An 18,435-nucleotide genomic window follows, 5' to 3' on the forward strand; every position below is an offset into this window, starting at 1 on the left:
CGGACCGGACCGGCCGGCCGCGGCTCGCGGCCGGCCGGGCGGCTATCCGGTCGATGGCCAGAGCAGCCCGGTCAGTGGCCAGAGCAGCGCGGCAAGCAGGAAGATCGCGAGCCCGAGGGTGGTCTCCAGCACGGTCCACGTCTTCAGCGTCGTCTTGACGTCCATACCGAAGAACCTGCTCACGAGCCAGAAGCCGGAATCGTTGACGTGGGACAGCACGGTGGCGCCGGCGGCGACCGCGAAGACCAGCAGCGCGATCCGTACGTCGCTGAGGCCCTCCGCCGCCACCTGCGCGGAGATCAGCCCGGCCGTCGTCGTCAGGGCGACGGTCGCGGAGCCCTGCGCCACCCGCAGTACCGTCGCGATGACGAACGCCTGCAGGATCAGCGGCAGGCCCATGCCCGACAGCGCGTCCGTCAGTGCCGTGCCGATTCCGCTGGCGCGCAGCACCCCGCCGAACATCCCGCCCGCGCCGGTGATGAGGATGATCGAGCAGATCGGGCCGAGCGCGTCGTCCAGGATGCGGGTCGCCTGCCCCGTCGAGAACCGGCCCGGTGACAGGGCCAGCAGCGCGACCAGCACGGTGATGAGCAGGGCGACGGGCGTCTGGCCGATGAGCGTCAGGGTGCTGGCCCAGACCGCGTCCTCGGCGACGGCGCCGGTCGTGATCAGCGTGCTGACCACGGTGTTGAGCGAGATCAGCACGAGCGGCAGGAGCAGGATCAGCAGGACGGTGCCGAATCGCGGCGGAGCCTGGGTCGCGGTGGCCGTCGTCGTCCCGCCGGTTCCGGCATCGCCCGATCCCTCCTCGCCCGATCCCTCCTCGTCCGGCCCGGCGTCGTCGCGGCCGCCGTCCATCCGGCCGAACACCGCGTCCGGGATGTCGACGACGTATCGCGCGCTCAGGTAGCGGGACACGTGGTGGACGCCGAGGAACCACGCGGCGACCGCGATCGGCACGCCCAGGAGGAGCGTGACACCGACGCTCCCGTCCATCAGGTCGGCGGCGGCGACGGGCCCGGGGTGGGGCGGCACCACCGCGTGCATGACGGCGAACGCCCCGGCGGTGGGCAGCCCGTACCGCAGGATGCCGCCCCCGAAGCGCCGGGCGACGGTGAAGATGATGGGCAGGAACACCACGAGGCCGGCGTCGAAGAAGATGGGGAAGCCGAAGATGAGCGCGGCGACGCCGAGCGCGAGCGGCGCGTGTCTCTCCCCGAAGCGGGCGATGAGCGTGTCGGCCAGGACCTGCGCGCCGCCGGTGGTCTCCAGCAGCCGGCCGACCATGACACCGAACCCCACGAGCAGGGCCACCGCGCCCAGCGTGCCGCTGAACCCGGACAGCAGCGCCTGGGGGACGTCCGCGACCGGGATCCCGGCGGCCACCGCGGTGAGCACGCTGACCAGCACGAGCGCGACGAAAGCGTGCAGCTTGACCCGGATGATGAGGAACAGGAGAACCGCGACCGCCGCGGCGGCGATCAGGAGCAGGGTGCCCGCTCCGTAGACAGGCTCGATCTCGGGCATAACCGCCTCCTCGCGGTCAGGCGTTACTGTTCATGATCTTCCCGACCCTAGCAGGGTGAAACAGAAAAGTCGGGTGTGCGGAACGACACGTCCCGAGCCCGGGGACGGCAACACTCCCCTTACGTTAGGGTAGGGTCGCCGTCGAGCGGCGCCGCCTCCCGTGTCCATCTTCCGTGAGGCGACGCCCGCCTCTACTTCTGGGCCGCCCCACCCATGGCGCCCACCCTCGATGTCCATCGCGCGCGACGCTGCGTGCCCTGAGTCCTGACCATGACCGGACCGGGCCCGCGGCCCGTTCCTGGCGCGCTCGCGCGCGCCACCGACCGAACGGAGACCTGCGTGTCCCAGGAGACCCGCGCGAGCCTGCGCGATCCCGCCCCCGAACCCACTCCCGCGACGGGCGCCCCGGAGGCGGACGGCAGCCTGCGGGCCGTACTGGCCGCCCTGCGTTCCCCGCGTGTCCTGCGCACGGAGGTGCTCGCCGGCCTCGTGGTGGCGCTGGCGCTGATCCCGGAGGCGATCGCGTTCTCGATCATCGCGGGGGTGGACCCGCGGCTGGGACTGTTCGCGTCGTTCACGATGGCGGTCACGATCGCGTTCGTGGGTGGGCGCCCGGCCATGATCTCGGCCGCCACGGGCGCGATCGCTCTGGTCATCGCGCCCGTGGCCCGCGAGTACGGCATCGACTACTTCATCGCCACCGTCATCCTCGCCGGGATCATCCAGGTGGTCTTCGGTGTGCTGGGGGTGGCCAAGCTGATGCGGTTCATCCCCCGCTCGGTGATGGTCGGCTTCGTCAACGCCCTGGCCATCCTGATCTTCCTGTCGCAGGTACCCCACCTGACCGGCGTGCCGTGGGCGGTCTACCCGCTGGTGGCCGCCGGCATCGCGATCATGGTGTTCTTCCCCCGGCTCACCAAGGTGGTCCCCGCGCCGCTGGTGGCGATCGCGCTGCTGACCGTCGTCGTGATCGCCGCCGGGATCGCCGTGCCGACCGTGGGCGACGAGGGCGCGCTGCCCGAGTCCCTGCCGGCGCTCTTCTTCCCCGACGTGCCGCTCACGTTCGAGACCCTGCGCGTCATCGCGCCGTACGCGGTCGCGATGGCGCTGGTCGGCATCCTGGAGTCCCTGCTGACGGCCAAGCTGGTCGACGACGTCACCGACACCCACTCCAACAAGACCCGCGAGGCCTGGGGCCAGGGCGTCGCCAACATCGTCACCGGCTTCTTCGGCGGCATGGGCGGCTGCGCCATGATCGGCCAGACCATGATCAACGTGAAGGCCTCCGGCGCCCGCACCCGGATCTCCACCTTCCTGGCCGGCGTCTTCCTCCTGGGATTGGTCGTCGGCCTGGGCGACGTCGTCGCGGCCATCCCCATGGCGGCGCTCGTGGCGGTCATGATCATGGTCTCGGTCGGCACGTTCGACTGGCACTCCGTCCGGCTCGACACCCTGGCCCGCATGCCCAAGTCGGAGACCTCGGTCATGCTCGTCACCGTCGTGGTGACCGTCGCCACCCACAACCTGGCCTACGGCGTCATTGCCGGCGTCCTGGTCGCCATGGTCATGTTCGCCCGCCGCGTCGCCCACTTCACCACCGTCACCCGCCTGGACGCCTCCGACGCCGACGACCGGCGCGTGTACGCGGTCCAGGGCGAGCTGTTCTTCGCCTCCTCCAACGACCTGGTCTACCAGTTCGACTACACCGGCGACCCCACCGACATCGTCGTCGACCTGTCCCAGGCGCACGTGTGGGACGCCTCCAGCGTCGCCGCCCTGGACGCCGTACGCACCAAGTACGAGCGCAGGGGCAAGAACGTCACCTTCATCGGCATGAACGCCGACACCACCACTCGCTTCGACCGGCTGTCGGGACGGCTGGGCGCCGCCCACTGAGCTCTCCCGGCCCGGCTTCCCCGCCCCGCCTTCCCGGCGACCGCCGGGAAGGCGGGGTACCGCAATGAGCTGCTGTGATATGCGCGTCCGGCGGCCGCTCGCTTAGATCCGAAAGCATGGTTCGATACGCGCGCTCCCTCGCGGCGGTGGCCACGCTCGGCGTGGCCGCACTCATCGTCGCCCCGTCCGCCACGGCCCACGGCTGTCACCACCAGACCTTCACCCTGGACCAGGCCGCGAAGCTCGCCGGGGAACTCGGTCTGACCCTCTGCAAGGGCATCCTGCGAACCTCGAAGATCCCGGCCGCGTCCCCGCGCCGGTGAGCGGACGGCGGATGCGGTCGGCCCACCGATCCACTCGACGACCCGCTCGTCACCACTCGGCGAACGAGCCGTCCGCGTGCCGCCAGACCGGGTTGCGCCAGCGATGCCCCTCCGCGGCGCGCTCGCGTACGTAGTCCTCGTTCACCTCGATCCCGAGGCCCGGGCCTCGCGGGATCGCCACGGTGCCGCCGGAGTACGCGAAGACGGAGGGGTCGGCGAGGTAGTCGAGCAGATCGTTGGACGTGTTGTAGTGGATGCCGAGGCTCTGCTCCTGGATCACGGCGTTGTAGGCGACGGCGTCGAGCTGCAGGCAGGCGGCCAGCGCGACCGGCCCGAGCGGGCAGTGCGGGGCCACGGCGATGTCGTAGGCCTCGGCCATCGCGGCGATCTTGCGGACCTCGGTGATGCCGCCGGCGTGGGACAGGTCGGGCTGGACGACGTCGACGACGCCCGAGGTGATGACGTCCTTGAAGTCCCACCGCGAGTAGAGCCGCTCCCCCAGTGCGATCGGCGTGGCCGAGGCCCGTAGCACGTCCGCGAGACCGTCCACGTGCTCGGACAGCACCGGCTCCTCGACGAACATCAGGTGGTAGGGCGCCAGAGCGTCCAGCAGCACGCGCGCCATGGGTCGGTGCACGCGGCCGTGGAAGTCGACGCCGATGCCGACGTCGGGCCCGACGGCCTCCCGGACGGCGGCCACGTTGGCGATCACCTTCTCGACCTTGTCGCGCGAGTCGAGGTACTGCAGCTCCTCCGGGCCGTTCATCTTGACGGCGGTGAATCCCCGCCCGACGGCGTCCTTCGCCTGGGCCGCCGTCTCGGCCGGGCGGTCGCCGCCGATCCAGGAGTAGACCTTGATGCGGTCGCGCACGCGGCCGCCGAGCAGGTCGTGCACCGGTGCGCCGAGCGCCTTTCCCGTGATGTCCCAGAGCGCCTGGTCGATCCCGGCCAGCGCACTCATGTGGAGGCCGCCGCCGCGGTAGAACCCCGAGCGGTACAGGACCGTCCAGTGCTCCTCGATCCGGCGCGGGTCCTTCCCGATGAGGTAGTCGGACAGTTCCTCGACGACGGCGGCCACGCTCGCGGCGCGCCCCTCCAGGACGGGCTCACCCCAGCCGACGACACCCGTGTCGGTCTCGATCTTGAGGAAGAGCCACCGGGGTGGCAGGAGGAAGGTCTCCATCGATGTGATCTTCACGGGTCGCCTTTCGCTTCGTCAGGACGTGGCCTCCGCCCAGATCCGGGCGTATCGAGCGGCGCGTGCGCCGGCCGCCTCCGGGGTGTCGCCGGGGCGGTAGAGGGAGGTCCCGACGCCGGCGCCGGCGGCGCCCGCCCGGGCCCAGTCTGCGAGGTTCCCGGCGTCGACGCCGCCGACGGGGACCAGCTCGGTGCCGGGTGGCAGGACGGCCGCCCAGGCACGCATCCCTGGGATCCCGATCGTCGAGCCCGGGAAGAGTTTGACGGCCCGCGCGCCCGCGTCGAGCGCGGCGAAGGCCTCGGTGGGCGTCGCGGCCCCGGGGTAGCTCGCCAGCCCGAGTCGCACGGTCTCGGCGACGACGTCGGCCCGCGTGTTGGGCGAGACGATGAGGGAGGCTCCGGCGTCGGCGGCGCGGCGCACGTCGTCGGGCGTGAGCACGGTGCCGGCGCCGACGCGTCGGTCGGGCAGGCCGGCCGCCCGGATCCGGCGGATGGACTCCAGCGGATCCGGTGAGTTGTACGGGACCTCGACCGCGTCGAAGCCGGCCGCGAAGATCGCGTCGGCCACGGCGACGGCGTCGGCGGGGGTGATTCCGCGCAGGATGGCGATGAGGCCGGTGGGGCGGGGTGTCATCGGGGGTGGTCCTCCGTTCTCGGATCCGAGACGGCCGGGACCAGTCCGGCGTCCTGGGCGATGCGCCACAGCCCGAGTGCGGCGACGTCCTCCTCGACGGTGCGGACGGACACGCCGGCGCGTTCCAGGGCGTGACGGTATCGCGGCGCGGTCGAGGGCGAACCGCACACCGTGACCACGCCGGCCGAGGCCCCCTGCAGCGCGTGCCGCACCTCGTCACCGACCAGCAGGCCCGAGACGTAGTCGGCCACCTCGCCGGACTCGAGGCGGCCGGCCAGCGCGAGGGTCCTCGCGGTGAAGAGCAGTGCCCCGAGCCCGCGCTCGTCCCCCTGCCGCTCCGCGGCCTCGAGGCCGCGGGTGAAGGCCGTCGTGATCTCGGGCCCGGCACGCCGCGCAGCGAGCCGGGACAGGGTGCTGTCCCGCAGCAGCAGGCCGTAGAGCTCTCCGGTCATGGCCGTGGTGAAGCCCGTGACACAGCCGCCGTCCAGGCGCACCCACTTGGTGTGTGTCCCGGGGAGCACGACCGTTGCGGAGTGGTCCGTGGTGGCGGCGAGAACGCCTCTGAGCTGGACCTCCTCACCCCGCATGACGTCCGGGTCGGGTCCTGTGACCCGCAGGCCGGGCACGAGGTGCACCACGGACTCCCCCGCCGGCACGACCGTCAGGCGGCCCGCGAGCTCACGGAGGTCCGCCGGGACGTCGAGATATCCGGCCCCGGCCCAGCCGTGATCCGACCCGACCATCCCGGCCGCGAGCACCGGCACACCCGGATTCGCCGTGAGCCAGGGGCCGCACCGGCCCACGAACGCGTCGCGGAAGACCTCGGCGCGTTCCGACGGCGAATCGGCCCGCTCCGAGACCCGCAGGCTACCGTCGGCGCTCGTCACGCGGTCGGTGACGGCACCGCTGTCATCGAGGAGCCAGGCCCGGAACGCCGTCGTCCCCCAGTCCACGGCGAGCAGGGCCGCGTTCCGTTCGGGCGCGTCGCTCATGGGTGCGACGCTACCGGCTGGAACACCGGGCCGGTCAGCCCACCACGAAGGTCCGGATGCTCTGGGCCGGCAGCTGGGCGGCGAAGGAGCCGTCCGTCATGGTGAACGTGTTGTAGTGCGCGAGCGTCCGGTTGGCGTCGGTCAGCCAGGTGGAGATCGTCGCCGAGCCGGCGCCCCGGATGACGTACGGGTGGTAGGCGGGTGAGTCGTTCTTGTTGACGACGACGATGACGACCCGGGATCCGTTCTTGAACGCGGTGACGAAGACGTTCGGCCGCGGGTTCGCGGTGGCGGTGATCCGTGAATATCCCGGACGGACCCACTTGGAGAAGTGCGCCATGTTGGCGCCGCGCTTGCTGATCCGCCCGTCCTCCCGCATCGGGCCGTAGTAGCGGCGGATGTACCACCACAGGTAGGTCTGGAACCGGCCGTACAGCAGCGCGCGGTGCATGTGCTCGCCGACGTCGAGGGCCTGGGGCCACAGGTCCGCCGAGTCGCTGCTGTTGGGGTGGTACACCTCGGTCATCCACAGTTCCTTGCCCCCTCCCTTCTGCTCGAAGAGCGGGTAGGGGAAGTCGGAGTTCCGGGTGCCGTACAGGTGGGCCCCGATGATGTCCACGTTGGCCAGGGCCTGCGGGTCGTTGAGGATCGGGTCCGACAGATTCTTCCGGTACTGGAACGACTCCGGCGCGATGACCCTCGTGGTGATCGACCCGGCGTTCTCACGGAGGAAGCGCACGATCTCGTTCGGCGTCCACGCCGTCCAGTCGTGCGCGTAGTCCGGCTCGTTCTGCACCGAGATGCCGTACAGGGGCACCCCGTTGTCCCGCATGTACGACACGAAGTCGTTCAGGTGCCGCGCGTAGGCGGCGTACATGTCGTGGCGCAGCCGCTTGCCGCCCGAGAACGTCTCGGTCATGGACGACGGCGGGTTCCACGGGGAGGCGAAGACCTTCGCCCCCAGCTCGCTCGCGCGCCGCGCCGTCGCGACCTCGCGGCTCCAGTTCGCCCGGTCCTCGTGCACCGGAATGCGCAGCACGGTGAAGCCCAGCTGGCCCTCGCCGTTGCCGAACGCCGTCTCACGCTGGGCGGCGGTCAGGTCGTCGATCCAGACCGCGTGGTTCATGCCGCCGAAGCCCTGGATCGTCTGCTGGACCACCGAGGGCTCCACGACCACCGTCGTCTCCGCCGCCGCGGGCCTCGCGATCGCCAGTGCCGGTAGCGCGGCGCCCGCGGCCAGCAGGGCCCGCCGGCTCAACCGCGGCGAGGCCGCCCCCTCGGACCGGTCCGGATGTGCTGCCATGGTCCCTCCCCCGTTGGTGGGTCGACGCCCGTCAGAATAGATGGGGCAATCGGGGCATTGTGGCCGCCTATTCGTTTAGGAGGTCTCGCGGTTCGTCACGGCTCGAAGCGGTAACCCGTTCCGGGGTGGGTGAGGATGTGGCGGGGGTGCGCCGGGTCCCGCTCGAGCTTGCGGCGCAGCTGGGCGGTGTAGACGCGCAGGTAGTTCGTCTCGGAGGAGTACGCGGGCCCCCAGACGTCCTGGAGGAGCTGCTTGCGCCCGACCATCGTGCCGCGATGGCGCACGAGAACCTCGAGCACCGCCCACTCGGTGGGGCTGAGCCTGACGTCCTTCCCGGCGCGCGACACGAGCCGCCGGGCGAGATCGATGCGCAGGTCGCCGGCCTCGACGACGGGTTCCTCGGTGACCGCGGGCTGCGCCCGGCGCACCGCGGCGCGTAGCCGCGCCAGGAGCTCGTTCATGGCGAACGGCTTGGTCACGTAGTCGTCGGCGCCCGCGTCGAGCGCGTCCACCTTGTCCTCGCCGAGCCGGCGGGCGGACAGCACGACGATGGGAACACGACTCCAGCCGCGGATCCCGGCGATCACGTCCAGGCCGGGAAGGTCAGGCAGGCCCAGGTCGAGCAGGATGACGTCGGGGTGGCTCGCGCTCGCGGCATCGAGGGCCGCGGCGCCGGTGGGCGCGGTCGTGACGTCCCAGCCGTGGGTGCGCAGGTTGATGGACAGCGCCCGGGCGAGGCCGGCGTCGTCGTCCACGACGAGGACGCGATTGCCCACGGGCACGCGGTTGTCCGCAGGCACGCGGCCACCTGCGAGCAGGCCGTCGCCCTCGGGCGCACCCTCCTCCTCGGTCCTCACGACGACATCTCATCACGCTCGCCCGGTCCTGCCGCGTCGACGAGGCCGCCGGGGCGTTCCAGCGGCAGGGTGACGATCATGGTGAGCCCGCCGCCCGGGGTGTCCTCCGCGACGAGGCTCGCACCGACCGCCCTCGCGAGCCCTTCCGCGGCGGCCAGGCCGAGGCCGAGACCGGTCCCCCCGCTGTCGCCCAGCCGCTGGAACGGCTCGAACATGGAGACCTTGCGGTCGTCGGGCACGCCCGGACCGGTGTCGACCACGCGAAGCTCCATGTCGTCCCGCGTGCACAGCGCCGTGACCAGGACCTTCTCCCCCGCCGGCTGATGCCGGACGGCGTTGGAGACGATGTTCGCCACCACCCGCTCCAGCAGGCCCGGGTCGGTGCGCACGAGTGGCAGATCCTCCTTGACGTCGAGCACGATCCGGTCCTGCCACGGCTCCACCGCCACCGGCACGACCTCGTCCAGCGACACCGCGCGCAACGCGGGACGGACGGATCCGGTCTGCACCCGGGACAGGTCGAGCAGGTTGTCGATCAGTCGCTCCAGCCGCGCCGTCGACTCGGAGATCGACGCGGTCAGCGCGTCCCGGTCCGCCCGCCCGAGCTCGACGTCCGGGGACGCCAGCCCGTCGACGGAGGCGCGGATCACGGCGAGCGGGGTGCGCAGGTCGTGCGACACCGCCGCGAGCAGCGCCGTCCGCGTCGACTCGGCGCGCTCCAGCACCTCGGCCTGACCGGCCTGTTCCTGCAACCGCCGCCGCTCCAGGACGATGCTCGCCTGGGCGCCGAAGGCCTCGATGACCTGGCGGTCGCTCGCCGGCAGGGTTCGTCCCAGCAGCACCAGTCGATGCCGGTCGTCGGCCTCGACGACCGTGCGCGTGTCGTCGCCCGGCTCGCGTGCGGCGTCCGGCGACGGCGCGCCCCCGATAGGATCCGGCGGTCGCGCATCGGTCCCTCCGGAGCCGGTGCCCGGCGCGCCTCCGTCGTCCGCTCCCCGGACCGTCGTCGCCACGACCGACCACGGCGTGCTCCCGTCACGACGCTCCTCCAGCCGCACCTCGTGCAGGCCGAACGTCTGGGCGAGCCGCTGCACGATCGCGCTCGCGGTGTCCTCCCCGGACAGCACGGACCGGGACAGCGCCGCGAGTGCCGACGACTCGGCGCGCGCCCGATAGGCCTGCCCGCTGTGGCGTGCCGCGAGGTCGACCACCGACGCGACGGCGGCGGCCACCAGCACGAAGACCACCAGCGCGAGCACGTCCCCCGGCTCGTCCATGAGGAGCAGACCGGTCGGCTCCGTGAAGAAGAGGTTGAGCACCACGAAGGCGACGACGGCCGACACCAGGGCCGGCCACAGTCCGCCCACCAGGGCCACGGCCACGACACCGGCCAGGTAGATCATGAGGTGGCTGGGGAGGTTGTGCTCGTCCCGGCCGAACCCGACCAGCGTGGCCGTGAGCACCGGCGGAAGCAGTACGCCGGAAGCCCAGCCCGCCGCGCGCCGTCCCGGCGACAGCTTCGAGTACTGCGAGCGCCTCCGCTTCCCGGTGCGGGCCTGCTCGTGCGTCACCAGGTGCACGTCGATCGCACCCGACAAGCGGGCGATCTCCGCGCTGGTGGCCCCGAGGATCGCCTGCCGCCAGACCGGGTGGCGGGACACGCCCACGACGATCATGGTCGCGTTGATCCCGTGCGCGAAGTCCGCTACGGCGGAGGGCACGTCCTCGCCCACGGCGGTCTGGAACGTGCCGCCGAGCGACTCCGTCAGCGCCCGGTAGGCGGCGATCGTGGACGACGACGTGGACGGCAGTCCGTCCGTGGGCAGCACGTGCACGGCGACGAGCTCCGACCCGGCGGCGCGCTGCGCGATCCGCGCGCCGCGGCGCAGCAGGGTCTCGGTCTCGGGTCCGCCGGTCACGGCGACGACGATTCGCTCGCGCGCCGGCCAGGTGCGGGCGATCTTGTGGTCGCTCCGGTAGCGCGTCAGGGCGTCGTCGACCCGGTCCGCCAGCCACAGCAGGGCAAGCTCGCGCAGCGCGGTGAGGTTCCCGACCCGGAAGTAGGACGAGAGGGACGCGTCGATCTGCTCGGCCCGGTAGATGTTGCCGTGCGCCATCCGGCGTCGCAGCTGCTGCGGGGAGAGGTCCACGAGCTGGATCTGGTCGGCGTCGCGCACCACCCGGTCGGGCACGGTCTCGCGCTGGCGCACCCCGGTGATGCGCTCGACGTCGTCGTTCAGCGACTCCAGGTGCTGCACGTTGACCGTGGTGACGACGTCGATCCCCGCGTCGAGCAGGTCGTGCACGTCCTGCCACCGCTGGTGGTGGCCCGATCCGGGCACGTTGGTGTGCGCGAGTTCGTCGACGAGTGCCACCTGGGGCCGGCGTTCCAGCACCGCGGGGGCGTCGAGCTCGGTGAGCGTGGCGCCGCGATGTACCACCGTCCGGCGCGGCACGATCTCGAGACCCTCGAGCTTCGCGACGACCCCGGCCCGGCCGTGGGTCTCGACCAGGCCGACGACCACGTCGGTGCCGCGCGCGGCCCGCCGGTGTGCCTCGTCGAGCATCGCGTACGTCTTGCCGACGCCGGGTGCCGCGCCGAGGTACACGGTCAGGCGTCCCCGGCGCCGCGGCGTAGCCGCACCGCCAGGGGCGTCCTGCGTCTGAGTCATGGTCTCAGTCTGCGTCACGCGCCGGTCCCGGGACGTGCACGACGTCGGCGCCCTCGGTCGTGTCCGCTGCGGGGCCGTCGGCGCCGTCCTCGGCGGCGTCCGCTCCGCCGGCCGCGTCTACGTCATCGACGCCGTCCGCCGCGTCGAGCGCCAGGTTGAGCGTCACCACGTCGACGCGCTCGTCGCCCAGCACGCCGAGCGCCCGGCCGGACGTCGCCTCCGCCACCAGCGCCTCGACGTCGGACCGCGACAGGCCGCGCGCCCGCGCGACGCGGGCCACCTGGATCGCCGCGTACTCGGGGCTGATGTGCGGGTCGAGGCCGGACGACGACGCCGTCGCCGCGTCGGGCGGGACGTCGCTCTCCGCCACGCCCTCCTCCCGGGCGACTGCCGCCTTGCGCTCCTCGATCGCGGCCACCAGGTCCGGGTTCTCCGGGCCGAGGTTGGAGCCGGAGGACGCGAGGGTGTCGTACCCGTCGTCGCCTGCGGCGGAGGGCCGCGTGTGGAAGTACTCCTCGCCGTCGAACGCCTGGCCGATGATCGCGGAGCCGACGACGCCGTCGCCGCGCCGGTCGGCGTGCGAGCCGTCCGAACGCACCAGCGAGCCGTTGGCCTGCCAGGGCAGGAGCGCCTGCCCGAGCCCGGTCACGACCAGCGGGTAGGCGAGGCCGGTGACCAGGGTGAAGGCGATCAGGACGCGGAGGCCGGCCAGCGAGTGCCGGGTGAGCGCCGCGAGGCCGGCTGCCACCGAGGTGGAAGAGGTCGATGCCATGGGATTGTCCTTCCGTCACACCAGGTCCGTCACACCAGGAGCGAGACGACGAGATCGATGAGCTTGATGCCTGCGAACGGGGCGATCAGGCCGCCCAGCCCGTAGATCAGGAGATTGCGGCGCAGCAGCGCGGACGCCGATGCCGGCCGGTACCGCACGCCGTGCAGGGCGAGCGGGACGAGCACGAGGATGATCAGCGCGTTGAAGATCACCGCCGAGAGGATGGCGGACTCCGGGCTCGACAGCCGCATGATGTTCAGTACGTCGAGCTGCGGGAACACGCCGACGAACATGGCCGGGAGGATCGCGAAGTACTTCGCGACGTCGTTGGCCACGGAGAACGTGGTGAGCGCCCCGCGCGTGATGAGCAGCTGCTTACCGATCTCCACGATTTCGATGAGCTTGGTGGGGTCGGAGTCCAGGTCCACCATGTTCCCGGCCTCCTTGGCGGCCGTGGTCCCGGTGTTCATGGCCACGCCGACGTCCGACTGCGCGAGCGCGGGCGCGTCGTTCGTGCCGTCACCGGCCATGGCGACCAGGCGGCCGCCCTCCTGCTCGCGCCGGATGAGGGCGAGCTTGTCCTCGGGCGTGGCCTCGGCGAGGACGTCGTCGACGCCGGCCTCGGCCGCGATGGCGCGAGCGGTCACCGCGTTGTCGCCGGTCACCATGACCGACCGGATGCCCATCGCCCGCAGTTCGTCGAACCGCTCGCGCATGCCGTTCTTGACGACGTCCTTGAGCCGTACGACGCCGAGGATACGGGCAGGCCGGTCACCGGTCTGCTCGGCGACCACCAGCGGTGTGCCGCCCGGGCGGGAGACCGCGTCGATGTGCTCGGTGAGTTCGGCCTTCTCGGCGTCGGACAGGGCGGTGCCCGTGCTGAGCACCCAGCGCTGGATCGCGCTCCCGGCACCCTTGCGGATACGGCGCACCGTGCCCGACGAGGGCTCGTGGTTGCCAGGGATGCCGTCGGCACTCGGGGCGCCGTCGCGCGGGAGGCGCCCCACACCGCCGTCGGCCCCGGACGGCACGGGCAGGTCGACGCCGGACATCCGGGTCTGCGCAGTGAACGGCACCAGCTCGGCACCCGCCAACCGGCCCGCCCCCGCGCCGCCGTCCGGCGCGTACCGGGTGTCGACGAGTTCGACGATGCTGCGCCCCTCGGGCGTCGCGTCCGCGAGGGATGCGAGCCGGGCGGCGTCCGCGAGCTCCCGCGGGCCGATCGAGCCCAGCGGCAGCACTTCGGTGGCGCGCCGGTTGCCGTACGTGATGGTCCCGGTCTTGTCCAGCAGCAGCACATCGACGTCGCCGGCGGCCTCGACCGCGCGGCCCGACATCGCCAGCACGTTGCGCTGCACCAGCCGGTCCATCCCCGCGATGCCGATGGCGCTCAGCAGCGCGCCGATCGTCGTCGGGATGAGGCACACCAGGAGTGCCACGAGCACCAGCAACGACTGGCGGGCGCCCGAGTACACCGCGAAGGGCTGCAGTGTGGCCACCGCGAGCAGGAACACGATCGTCAGTGAGGTGAGCAGGATATTCAGCGCGATCTCGTTGGGAGTGCGCTGCCGCTCACTGCCCTCGACCAGGGCGATCATGCGGTCCACGAACGTCTGCCCGGCCGGGGCCGTGATCCGCACGACGATCCGGTCCGACAGGACCCGCGTACCACCCGTGACCGCCGATCGGTCACCACCCGACTCGCGGATCACCGGCGCGGACTCGCCCGTGATCGCGGACTCGTCCACCGACGCGACCCCGTCGATCACGTCGCCGTCACCGGGAATCGCCTGCCCGGCGGTCACCACCACGACATCGCCCACGCGCAGCGTCGCGGACGGCACCTCGACGGTTTCCACGCCGTCGAACGTGGCGGCGCTCTCCGGAGTCATCGGCGACGCGACGATCCGGTGCGCCGTCGTCTGCTGCTGTGTCGCGCGCAGCGTGGAGGCCTGCGCCTTGCCGCGTGACTCCGCGATCGCCTCCGCCAGCGTGGCGAACACGACGGTGGCCCACAGCCACCCGGCGATCCACCAGGCGAAGACGGCGGGCTGGACGATCGCGAGGACCGTTGTGACCAGCGCCCCGACCTCGACCACGAACATCACGGGCGAGTGCCACAGGTCCCGTGGGTCGAGCTTGCGCAGGGCGGCAGGCACTGCCTCGCGCACCTGCGACCAGGTGAGGGCGCGGGCCGGGCGGGTGTGCCGGTGCGGGAAGTGCTCGGGCCCGGGAACCTCGGGCCGCGCCGCGATCGTGCTTTCGTTCTGGGTGGGGGTGCTCATGACAGGGACTCCACGACGGGGCCGAGGGAAAGGACGGGAATGAAGGTGAGGCCGACGACGATGAGCGTCACGCCCGCCAGCAGGCCCGCGAACAGCGGACGGTGCGTGGGGAGGGTGCCGGCGGAGGCCGGGATCTTCGTCTGGCTCGCGAGGCGGCCCGCGAGCGCCAGGACCAGCGCGATCGGCACGAACCGGCCGAACAGCATCGCCAGGCCCTGCAGCCACTCGTACCACGGGGTACCGGTCGACAGGCCGGCGAACGCCGACCCGTTGTTGTTGGCCGCCGACGCGAACCCGTACAGCGCCTCGGACAGGCCGTGCGCACCCGGGTCCTGAATACCCGCCAGACCAGGACCGGTCACCACCGAAACGGCTGTACCGATCAGCACCAGGGCGGGCACGGTGAGCACGTACAGCGCCACCAGGGTCATCTCGTGCCGGCCGATCTTCTTTCCGAGGTACTCGGGCGTGCGGCCCACCATGAGGCCCGCGATGAACACGGCGACGACGGCGAGTACGAGCATGCCGTACAGGCCCGCGCCCACGCCGCCCGGCGCGACCTCTCCCAGCAGGATGTTGAACAGCAGCATCCCCCCGCCGGGCGCGGTGAACGAGTCGTGCATCGAGTTGACCGACCCGGTCGACGTCGCCGTCGTCGACACGGCGAAGAGGGCGCTCGCGGGCAGACCGAAGCGGACCTCCTTGCCTTCCATGGCGGCGCCGGCGGCCTCGGGGGCGGAGCCGGGTCCGGCGAGCTCGGCCCAGGTGGTCAGCGCGAGGGAGGCGGCCCAGAGGCCGGCCATGACGGCGAGGACGGTCCAGCCCTGGCGCTTGTCCCCGACCATGATGCCGAAGGTGCGCGGCAGCGTGAACGGGATGACGAGCAGCAGGAAGATCTCGATGAGGTTGGTGATCGGGTTCGGGTTCTCGAACGGGTGGGACGAGTTGGCGTTGAAGAATCCGCCGCCGTTGGTGCCCAGGTCCTTGATAGCTTCCTGGGAGGCGACGGGGCCGCCGAGCAGGTGCTGGGTGGCGCCCTCGATCGTCGTGATCGCGGTGTGCGGGTCCAGGTTCTGGATCACGCCGCCGGCCATGAGGGCGAACGCGGCCACGAAGGAGATGGGCAGCAAGATGCGGACGACGCCGCGAGTGAGGTCCGTCCAGAAGTTGCCGATCCGCGCGTCGGTGCCGGACCGGGCGAACCCGCGCACCAGGGCGATGGCCACGGCCATACCGACCGATGCGGACACGAAGTTCTGCACGGCGAAGCCGGCCATCTGCGTCAGGTGGCTCGCGGTGGCCTCGCCGGAGTACCACTGCCAGTTGGTGTTGGTGGTGAAGCTGACCGCGGTGCTCCAGGCGCCGGCCGGGTCGATGCCGGCGAGGCCCAGGTTCCACGGCAGGGCACCCTGCAGGCGCTCCAGCGCGTAGAGGAACAACACGGACACGAGCGAGAAGCCGAGCAGGGACAGCAGGTAGGACATCCAGCGCTGCTCGGCGTCGGGGTCCACGCGCACGGCGCGGTAGAAGGCGCGCTCCACGCGCAGGTGGGCGGGCGAGGTGTACACGCGCGCCATGTACGCGCCGAAAGGCACGTGCACGAGGGCGAGCAGCAGGACGAGGATGCCGATCTGCGCCACGGCGGGCCAGATCTCGACGGCCGGGCTCATCGCGTGATCACCGGGTCCTGTCGCTGCGCAGCAGCGCGACGAAGAGGTAGGCGAGACCGGCCAGGGTCAGCACGATGCCGACGCCGTCAAGTGCGTTCACCTCCGCCTCCCCAAGGGGTTGAGCGACGAATCCGTGGTGTCCGCGCGCCGCGCGACCACGGCGATCGCGGCGAAACACACCACGGTCAGGGCCGGGAAGACCAGATCGAGAATGTTCACGACACTCGTTCTACGCCGCGCGATACCCGACCCGAGGCCGCTTGACGGAACATTGACACCGGAGCCCCGGACCTTTGCGGATCACTGACACCCCGCCGCCGGAACCGCGCCAAGCGGCCTTCGGGCGCTCCGGGCAGAAACTCATACGGATCCTTAACACCCCCGAGGGCTGTGCCGACGGCACACCGCGGGAACGACGGAGGCATGATCGGTACTCGTGCGTTTCTCCCTGCCGAACCCCCGGGCGTCTGAGGTCGGTGGTTCTCATTCCCCGGCCAGCCTGCGACGGCGGCCCGCGCAGGTCGTGACGGCGGGCTTCCTGGCCGCGATCCTGACCGGGACCGTCCTGCTGTCCCTGCCCGTGGCCGCGGCCGATCGGAACGCGACCCTGGTGGAGGCGCTGTTCACGGCGACATCGGCGGTGTGCGTGACCGGGCTGGTGGTCGTCGATACCGAGACCTTCTGGACACCGTTCGGGCAGGGGGTGATCGTCGTATTGATCCAGGTGGGCGGGTTCGGCGTGATGACCGTGGCGTCGCTGCTCGGCCTGCTGCTGTCCCGTCGTCTCGGGCTGGGCACGCGCCTGGTCGCGGCCGAGTCGACGCACACGGTCAGCCTGGGCGACGTCCGGCACGTGATGCTCGGCGCGCTGCGGTTCACGCTCGCCGCCGAGGCGGTGGTCGCCGTCGTGCTGACGCTCCGGCTGATGACCGCCTACGGGGAGAGTCCCGGGCACGCGGCGTGGTCCGGCGTCTTCCACGCGATCTCCGCGTTCAACAACGCCGGCTTCTCCCTCTACTCCGACTCCCTGATCCGGTTCGTCGCCGACCCGTGGGTCTGCCTGCCGATCTGCGCGGCCGTCATCGTGGGCGGAATCGGGTTCCCCGTGCTGCTGGAGCTGTGGCGACTCGGCCGGGCGGGACGCGGGCGCGTGTTCCAGCTACGGCGGTGGAGCATCCACTCCCGCCTCACGGTCGGGACCACAGCGGTGCTGCTGGTGGTCGCCACCGTGGTGTTCCTGCTGGCCGAGTGGAGCAACCCGGCGACGTTCGGCCCGCTGGACGTCCCCGGCAAGATCCTGGCCGCCTTCACCCAGGGAGTCATGCCCCGCACCGCGGGCTTCAACTCGGTCCCCACCGACGCGCTGAACAACGGCACCTGGTTCTTCACCGACATGCTCATGTTCATCGGCGCCGGCTCGGCCGGTACGGGCGGCGGCATCAAGGTCGGTACGTTCATCGTGCTGGCGTTCGTCATCTGGTCCGAGCTCCGCGGCGACTCCGACGTCACCGTGTTCGACCGGCGCATCGCCCGTACGACCCAGCGTCAGGCCGTCACCGTCGCGCTGCTGGGGGTGGCGGCGGTCGCCGTACCGACATTTGTCATGACCGTCACGACGACAATCTTCTCCCTGGACTCGATCCTGTTCGAGGTGATCTCCGCGTTCGCCACCACCGGCCTGTCCACGGGAATCACCGCGGATCTGCCCTGGTGGCACCAGCTGATCCTGGTCGTGCTGATGTTCCTGGGGCGCCTCGGGCCGATCACGCTCGGCGCGTCCGTGGCGCTGCGCGGGCAGCAGCGCCTGTTCCGCAAGCCGGAGTCGGCGATGGTCATCGGCTGACGCCGGAGCGCAGGGCGCTGTTGGCTGGTGCTCCGCCAGACGGTGCTCCGCCGGCCGGCGCCCCGTTGGGCGACGCCGCGTCCCAGGCGCGCGCGATTCCCAGGCGCCGCAGGTGTGCGTCGGTCACGGTGGCCCCATCGGGCCCGATCCAGTGCTCGGGGCCGAAGCGGCCATCGGTACGGGCATCCCAGCGACGCATGAAGGGCGTGCCGTTGTCGGCGATGACGACCGACCCGTACGTCGCGGGAAGCGGGTCGGCGGGCAGATGGATCAGAGTGAAGACGCCCGCGATGTCCGACGGCGTCACCGAGGCCACGCTGTACCAGTTGCCGTCCACGTCACGCTGGATCGCGTACCCGCTGGCGTCCACAGCCACGCTGAGATACGGCAGGTCCGCGTCGAGGAGTTCCTGGTTGCTCTGGTAGACGGTACCGACCTGGGCTGTCTGGGTCATCGCGAGAACT

Annotated in this window: 16 protein-coding genes; 3 read left to right on the top strand and 13 right to left on the bottom strand. The window is 71.6% G+C overall.

Annotation, left to right across the window (positions count from 1 at the left end; translation table 11 throughout):
- Positions 1–42: 42 nt before the first annotated feature.
- Entirely contained in the window at positions 43–1,527 is a 1,485-nt protein-coding gene (locus IIE03_RS08070) for a GntP family permease (RefSeq protein ID WP_192862237.1), read from the bottom strand.
- A gap of 339 nt (positions 1,528–1,866) precedes the next feature.
- On the opposite strand from IIE03_RS08070, the gene IIE03_RS08075 reads away from it, so the two are divergent.
- Together IIE03_RS08075 and IIE03_RS08080 are read left to right on the top strand one after the other, a co-directional pair.
- Positions 1,867–3,423, top strand: a complete 1,557-nt coding sequence (locus tag IIE03_RS08075; RefSeq protein ID WP_408632837.1) for a SulP family inorganic anion transporter — start codon at positions 1,867–1,869, stop codon at positions 3,421–3,423.
- Positions 3,424–3,539: 116 nt separating this feature from the next.
- A complete protein-coding gene (locus IIE03_RS08080) occupies positions 3,540–3,746 on the top strand; it encodes a hypothetical protein (protein ID WP_192862239.1) in 207 nt (68 codons plus the stop codon).
- Between the two features lie 49 nt (positions 3,747–3,795).
- Here IIE03_RS08080 and dgoD read toward each other — a convergent pair whose 3' ends face one another.
- The 11 genes from dgoD to IIE03_RS26355 form a co-directional block, all read right to left on the bottom strand.
- Positions 3,796–4,944, bottom strand: a complete 1,149-nt coding sequence (gene dgoD, locus IIE03_RS08085) for a galactonate dehydratase (RefSeq protein WP_192862240.1) — start codon at positions 4,942–4,944, stop codon at positions 3,796–3,798.
- A gap of 18 nt (positions 4,945–4,962) precedes the next feature.
- Complete coding sequence (locus tag IIE03_RS08090; protein ID WP_192862241.1) at positions 4,963–5,577, bottom strand: 2-dehydro-3-deoxy-6-phosphogalactonate aldolase; 615 nt, start codon at positions 5,575–5,577, stop codon at positions 4,963–4,965.
- Positions 5,574–6,569, bottom strand: coding sequence for a 2-dehydro-3-deoxygalactonokinase (locus IIE03_RS08095; protein WP_192862242.1), 996 nt, complete (start codon positions 6,567–6,569; stop codon positions 5,574–5,576). Before IIE03_RS08095 ends, IIE03_RS08090 begins: the two co-directional genes overlap by 4 nt.
- 34 nt (positions 6,570–6,603) lie before the next feature.
- On the bottom strand, positions 6,604–7,872 hold the full coding sequence (gene xynC / locus IIE03_RS08100) for a glucuronoarabinoxylan endo-1,4-beta-xylanase XynC (protein WP_192862243.1): 1,269 nt from the start codon (positions 7,870–7,872) through the stop codon (positions 6,604–6,606).
- A gap of 95 nt (positions 7,873–7,967) precedes the next feature.
- Positions 7,968–8,648: a response regulator gene (locus tag IIE03_RS08105; protein ID WP_192862260.1), complete on the bottom strand. Its 681-nt coding sequence runs from the start codon at positions 8,646–8,648 to the stop codon at positions 7,968–7,970.
- A gap of 77 nt (positions 8,649–8,725) precedes the next feature.
- A complete protein-coding gene (locus IIE03_RS08110) occupies positions 8,726–11,401 on the bottom strand; it encodes a DUF4118 domain-containing protein (RefSeq protein ID WP_192862244.1) in 2,676 nt (891 codons plus the stop codon).
- Between the two features lie 4 nt (positions 11,402–11,405).
- Positions 11,406–12,173 (bottom strand): potassium-transporting ATPase subunit KdpC, encoded by a 768-nt coding sequence (gene kdpC, locus IIE03_RS08115; RefSeq protein ID WP_192862245.1) that lies wholly within the window; start codon positions 12,171–12,173, stop codon positions 11,406–11,408.
- 29 nt (positions 12,174–12,202) lie between these two features.
- The gene (kdpB, locus tag IIE03_RS08120; RefSeq protein ID WP_192862246.1) at positions 12,203–14,458 is read right to left on the bottom strand and encodes a potassium-transporting ATPase subunit KdpB; all 2,256 of its coding nucleotides are present in this window, start codon (positions 14,456–14,458) and stop codon (positions 12,203–12,205) included.
- Positions 14,455–16,128, bottom strand: a complete 1,674-nt coding sequence (kdpA, locus tag IIE03_RS08125; RefSeq protein WP_192862247.1) for a potassium-transporting ATPase subunit KdpA — start codon at positions 16,126–16,128, stop codon at positions 14,455–14,457. The genes kdpB and kdpA overlap by 4 nt, the downstream gene beginning before the upstream one ends.
- A 7-nt stretch (positions 16,129–16,135) precedes the next feature.
- On the bottom strand, positions 16,136–16,228 hold the full coding sequence (locus IIE03_RS08130) for a potassium-transporting ATPase subunit F (protein WP_192862248.1): 93 nt from the start codon (positions 16,226–16,228) through the stop codon (positions 16,136–16,138).
- Positions 16,225–16,347, bottom strand: a complete 123-nt coding sequence (locus IIE03_RS26355) for a hypothetical protein (protein WP_264158574.1) — start codon at positions 16,345–16,347, stop codon at positions 16,225–16,227. The genes IIE03_RS08130 and IIE03_RS26355 overlap by 4 nt, the downstream gene beginning before the upstream one ends.
- Before the next feature lie 217 nt (positions 16,348–16,564).
- On the opposite strand from IIE03_RS26355, the gene IIE03_RS08135 reads away from it, so the two are divergent.
- Positions 16,565–17,971 carry a TrkH family potassium uptake protein gene (locus IIE03_RS08135; RefSeq protein ID WP_318842872.1) on the top strand — a complete coding sequence of 469 codons (1,407 nt, stop codon included), beginning with the start codon at positions 16,565–16,567 and terminating at the stop codon, positions 17,969–17,971.
- Here the strand turns inward: IIE03_RS08135 and IIE03_RS08140 are convergent.
- The gene (locus IIE03_RS08140) at positions 17,961–18,425 is read right to left on the bottom strand and encodes a hypothetical protein (protein WP_192862249.1); all 465 of its coding nucleotides are present in this window, start codon (positions 18,423–18,425) and stop codon (positions 17,961–17,963) included. The two genes, IIE03_RS08135 and IIE03_RS08140, sit on opposite strands and share 11 nt — an antisense overlap.
- Between the last annotated feature and the right edge of the window lie 10 nt (positions 18,426–18,435).

Origin of the sequence: Myceligenerans pegani (assembly GCF_014892515.1) — a bacterium.
In the GTDB taxonomy this organism is placed as follows: Bacteria; Actinomycetota; Actinomycetes; order Actinomycetales; family Cellulomonadaceae; genus Myceligenerans; species Myceligenerans pegani.

Excerpts from the sequence above, each read along its gene's own strand:
- kdpC (WP_192862245.1), bottom strand. The coding sequence starts at position 12,173 with ATGGCATCGACCTCTTCCACCTCGGTGGCAGCCGGCCTCGCGGCGCTC.
- IIE03_RS08090 (WP_192862241.1), bottom strand. The coding sequence starts at position 5,577 with ATGACACCCCGCCCCACCGGCCTCATCGCCATCCTGCGCGGAATCACC.
- xynC (WP_192862243.1), bottom strand. The coding sequence starts at position 7,872 with ATGGCAGCACATCCGGACCGGTCCGAGGGGGCGGCCTCGCCGCGGTTG.
- IIE03_RS08070 (WP_192862237.1), bottom strand. The coding sequence starts at position 1,527 with ATGCCCGAGATCGAGCCTGTCTACGGAGCGGGCACCCTGCTCCTGATC.
- IIE03_RS08110 (WP_192862244.1), bottom strand. The coding sequence starts at position 11,401 with ATGACTCAGACGCAGGACGCCCCTGGCGGTGCGGCTACGCCGCGGCGC.
- IIE03_RS08140 (WP_192862249.1), bottom strand. The coding sequence starts at position 18,425 with ATGACCCAGACAGCCCAGGTCGGTACCGTCTACCAGAGCAACCAGGAA.
- IIE03_RS08095 (WP_192862242.1), bottom strand. The coding sequence starts at position 6,569 with ATGAGCGACGCGCCCGAACGGAACGCGGCCCTGCTCGCCGTGGACTGG.
- kdpA (WP_192862247.1), bottom strand. The coding sequence starts at position 16,128 with ATGAGCCCGGCCGTCGAGATCTGGCCCGCCGTGGCGCAGATCGGCATC.
- IIE03_RS08080 (WP_192862239.1), top strand. The coding sequence starts at position 3,540 with ATGGTTCGATACGCGCGCTCCCTCGCGGCGGTGGCCACGCTCGGCGTG.
- kdpB (WP_192862246.1), bottom strand. The coding sequence starts at position 14,458 with ATGAGCACCCCCACCCAGAACGAAAGCACGATCGCGGCGCGGCCCGAG.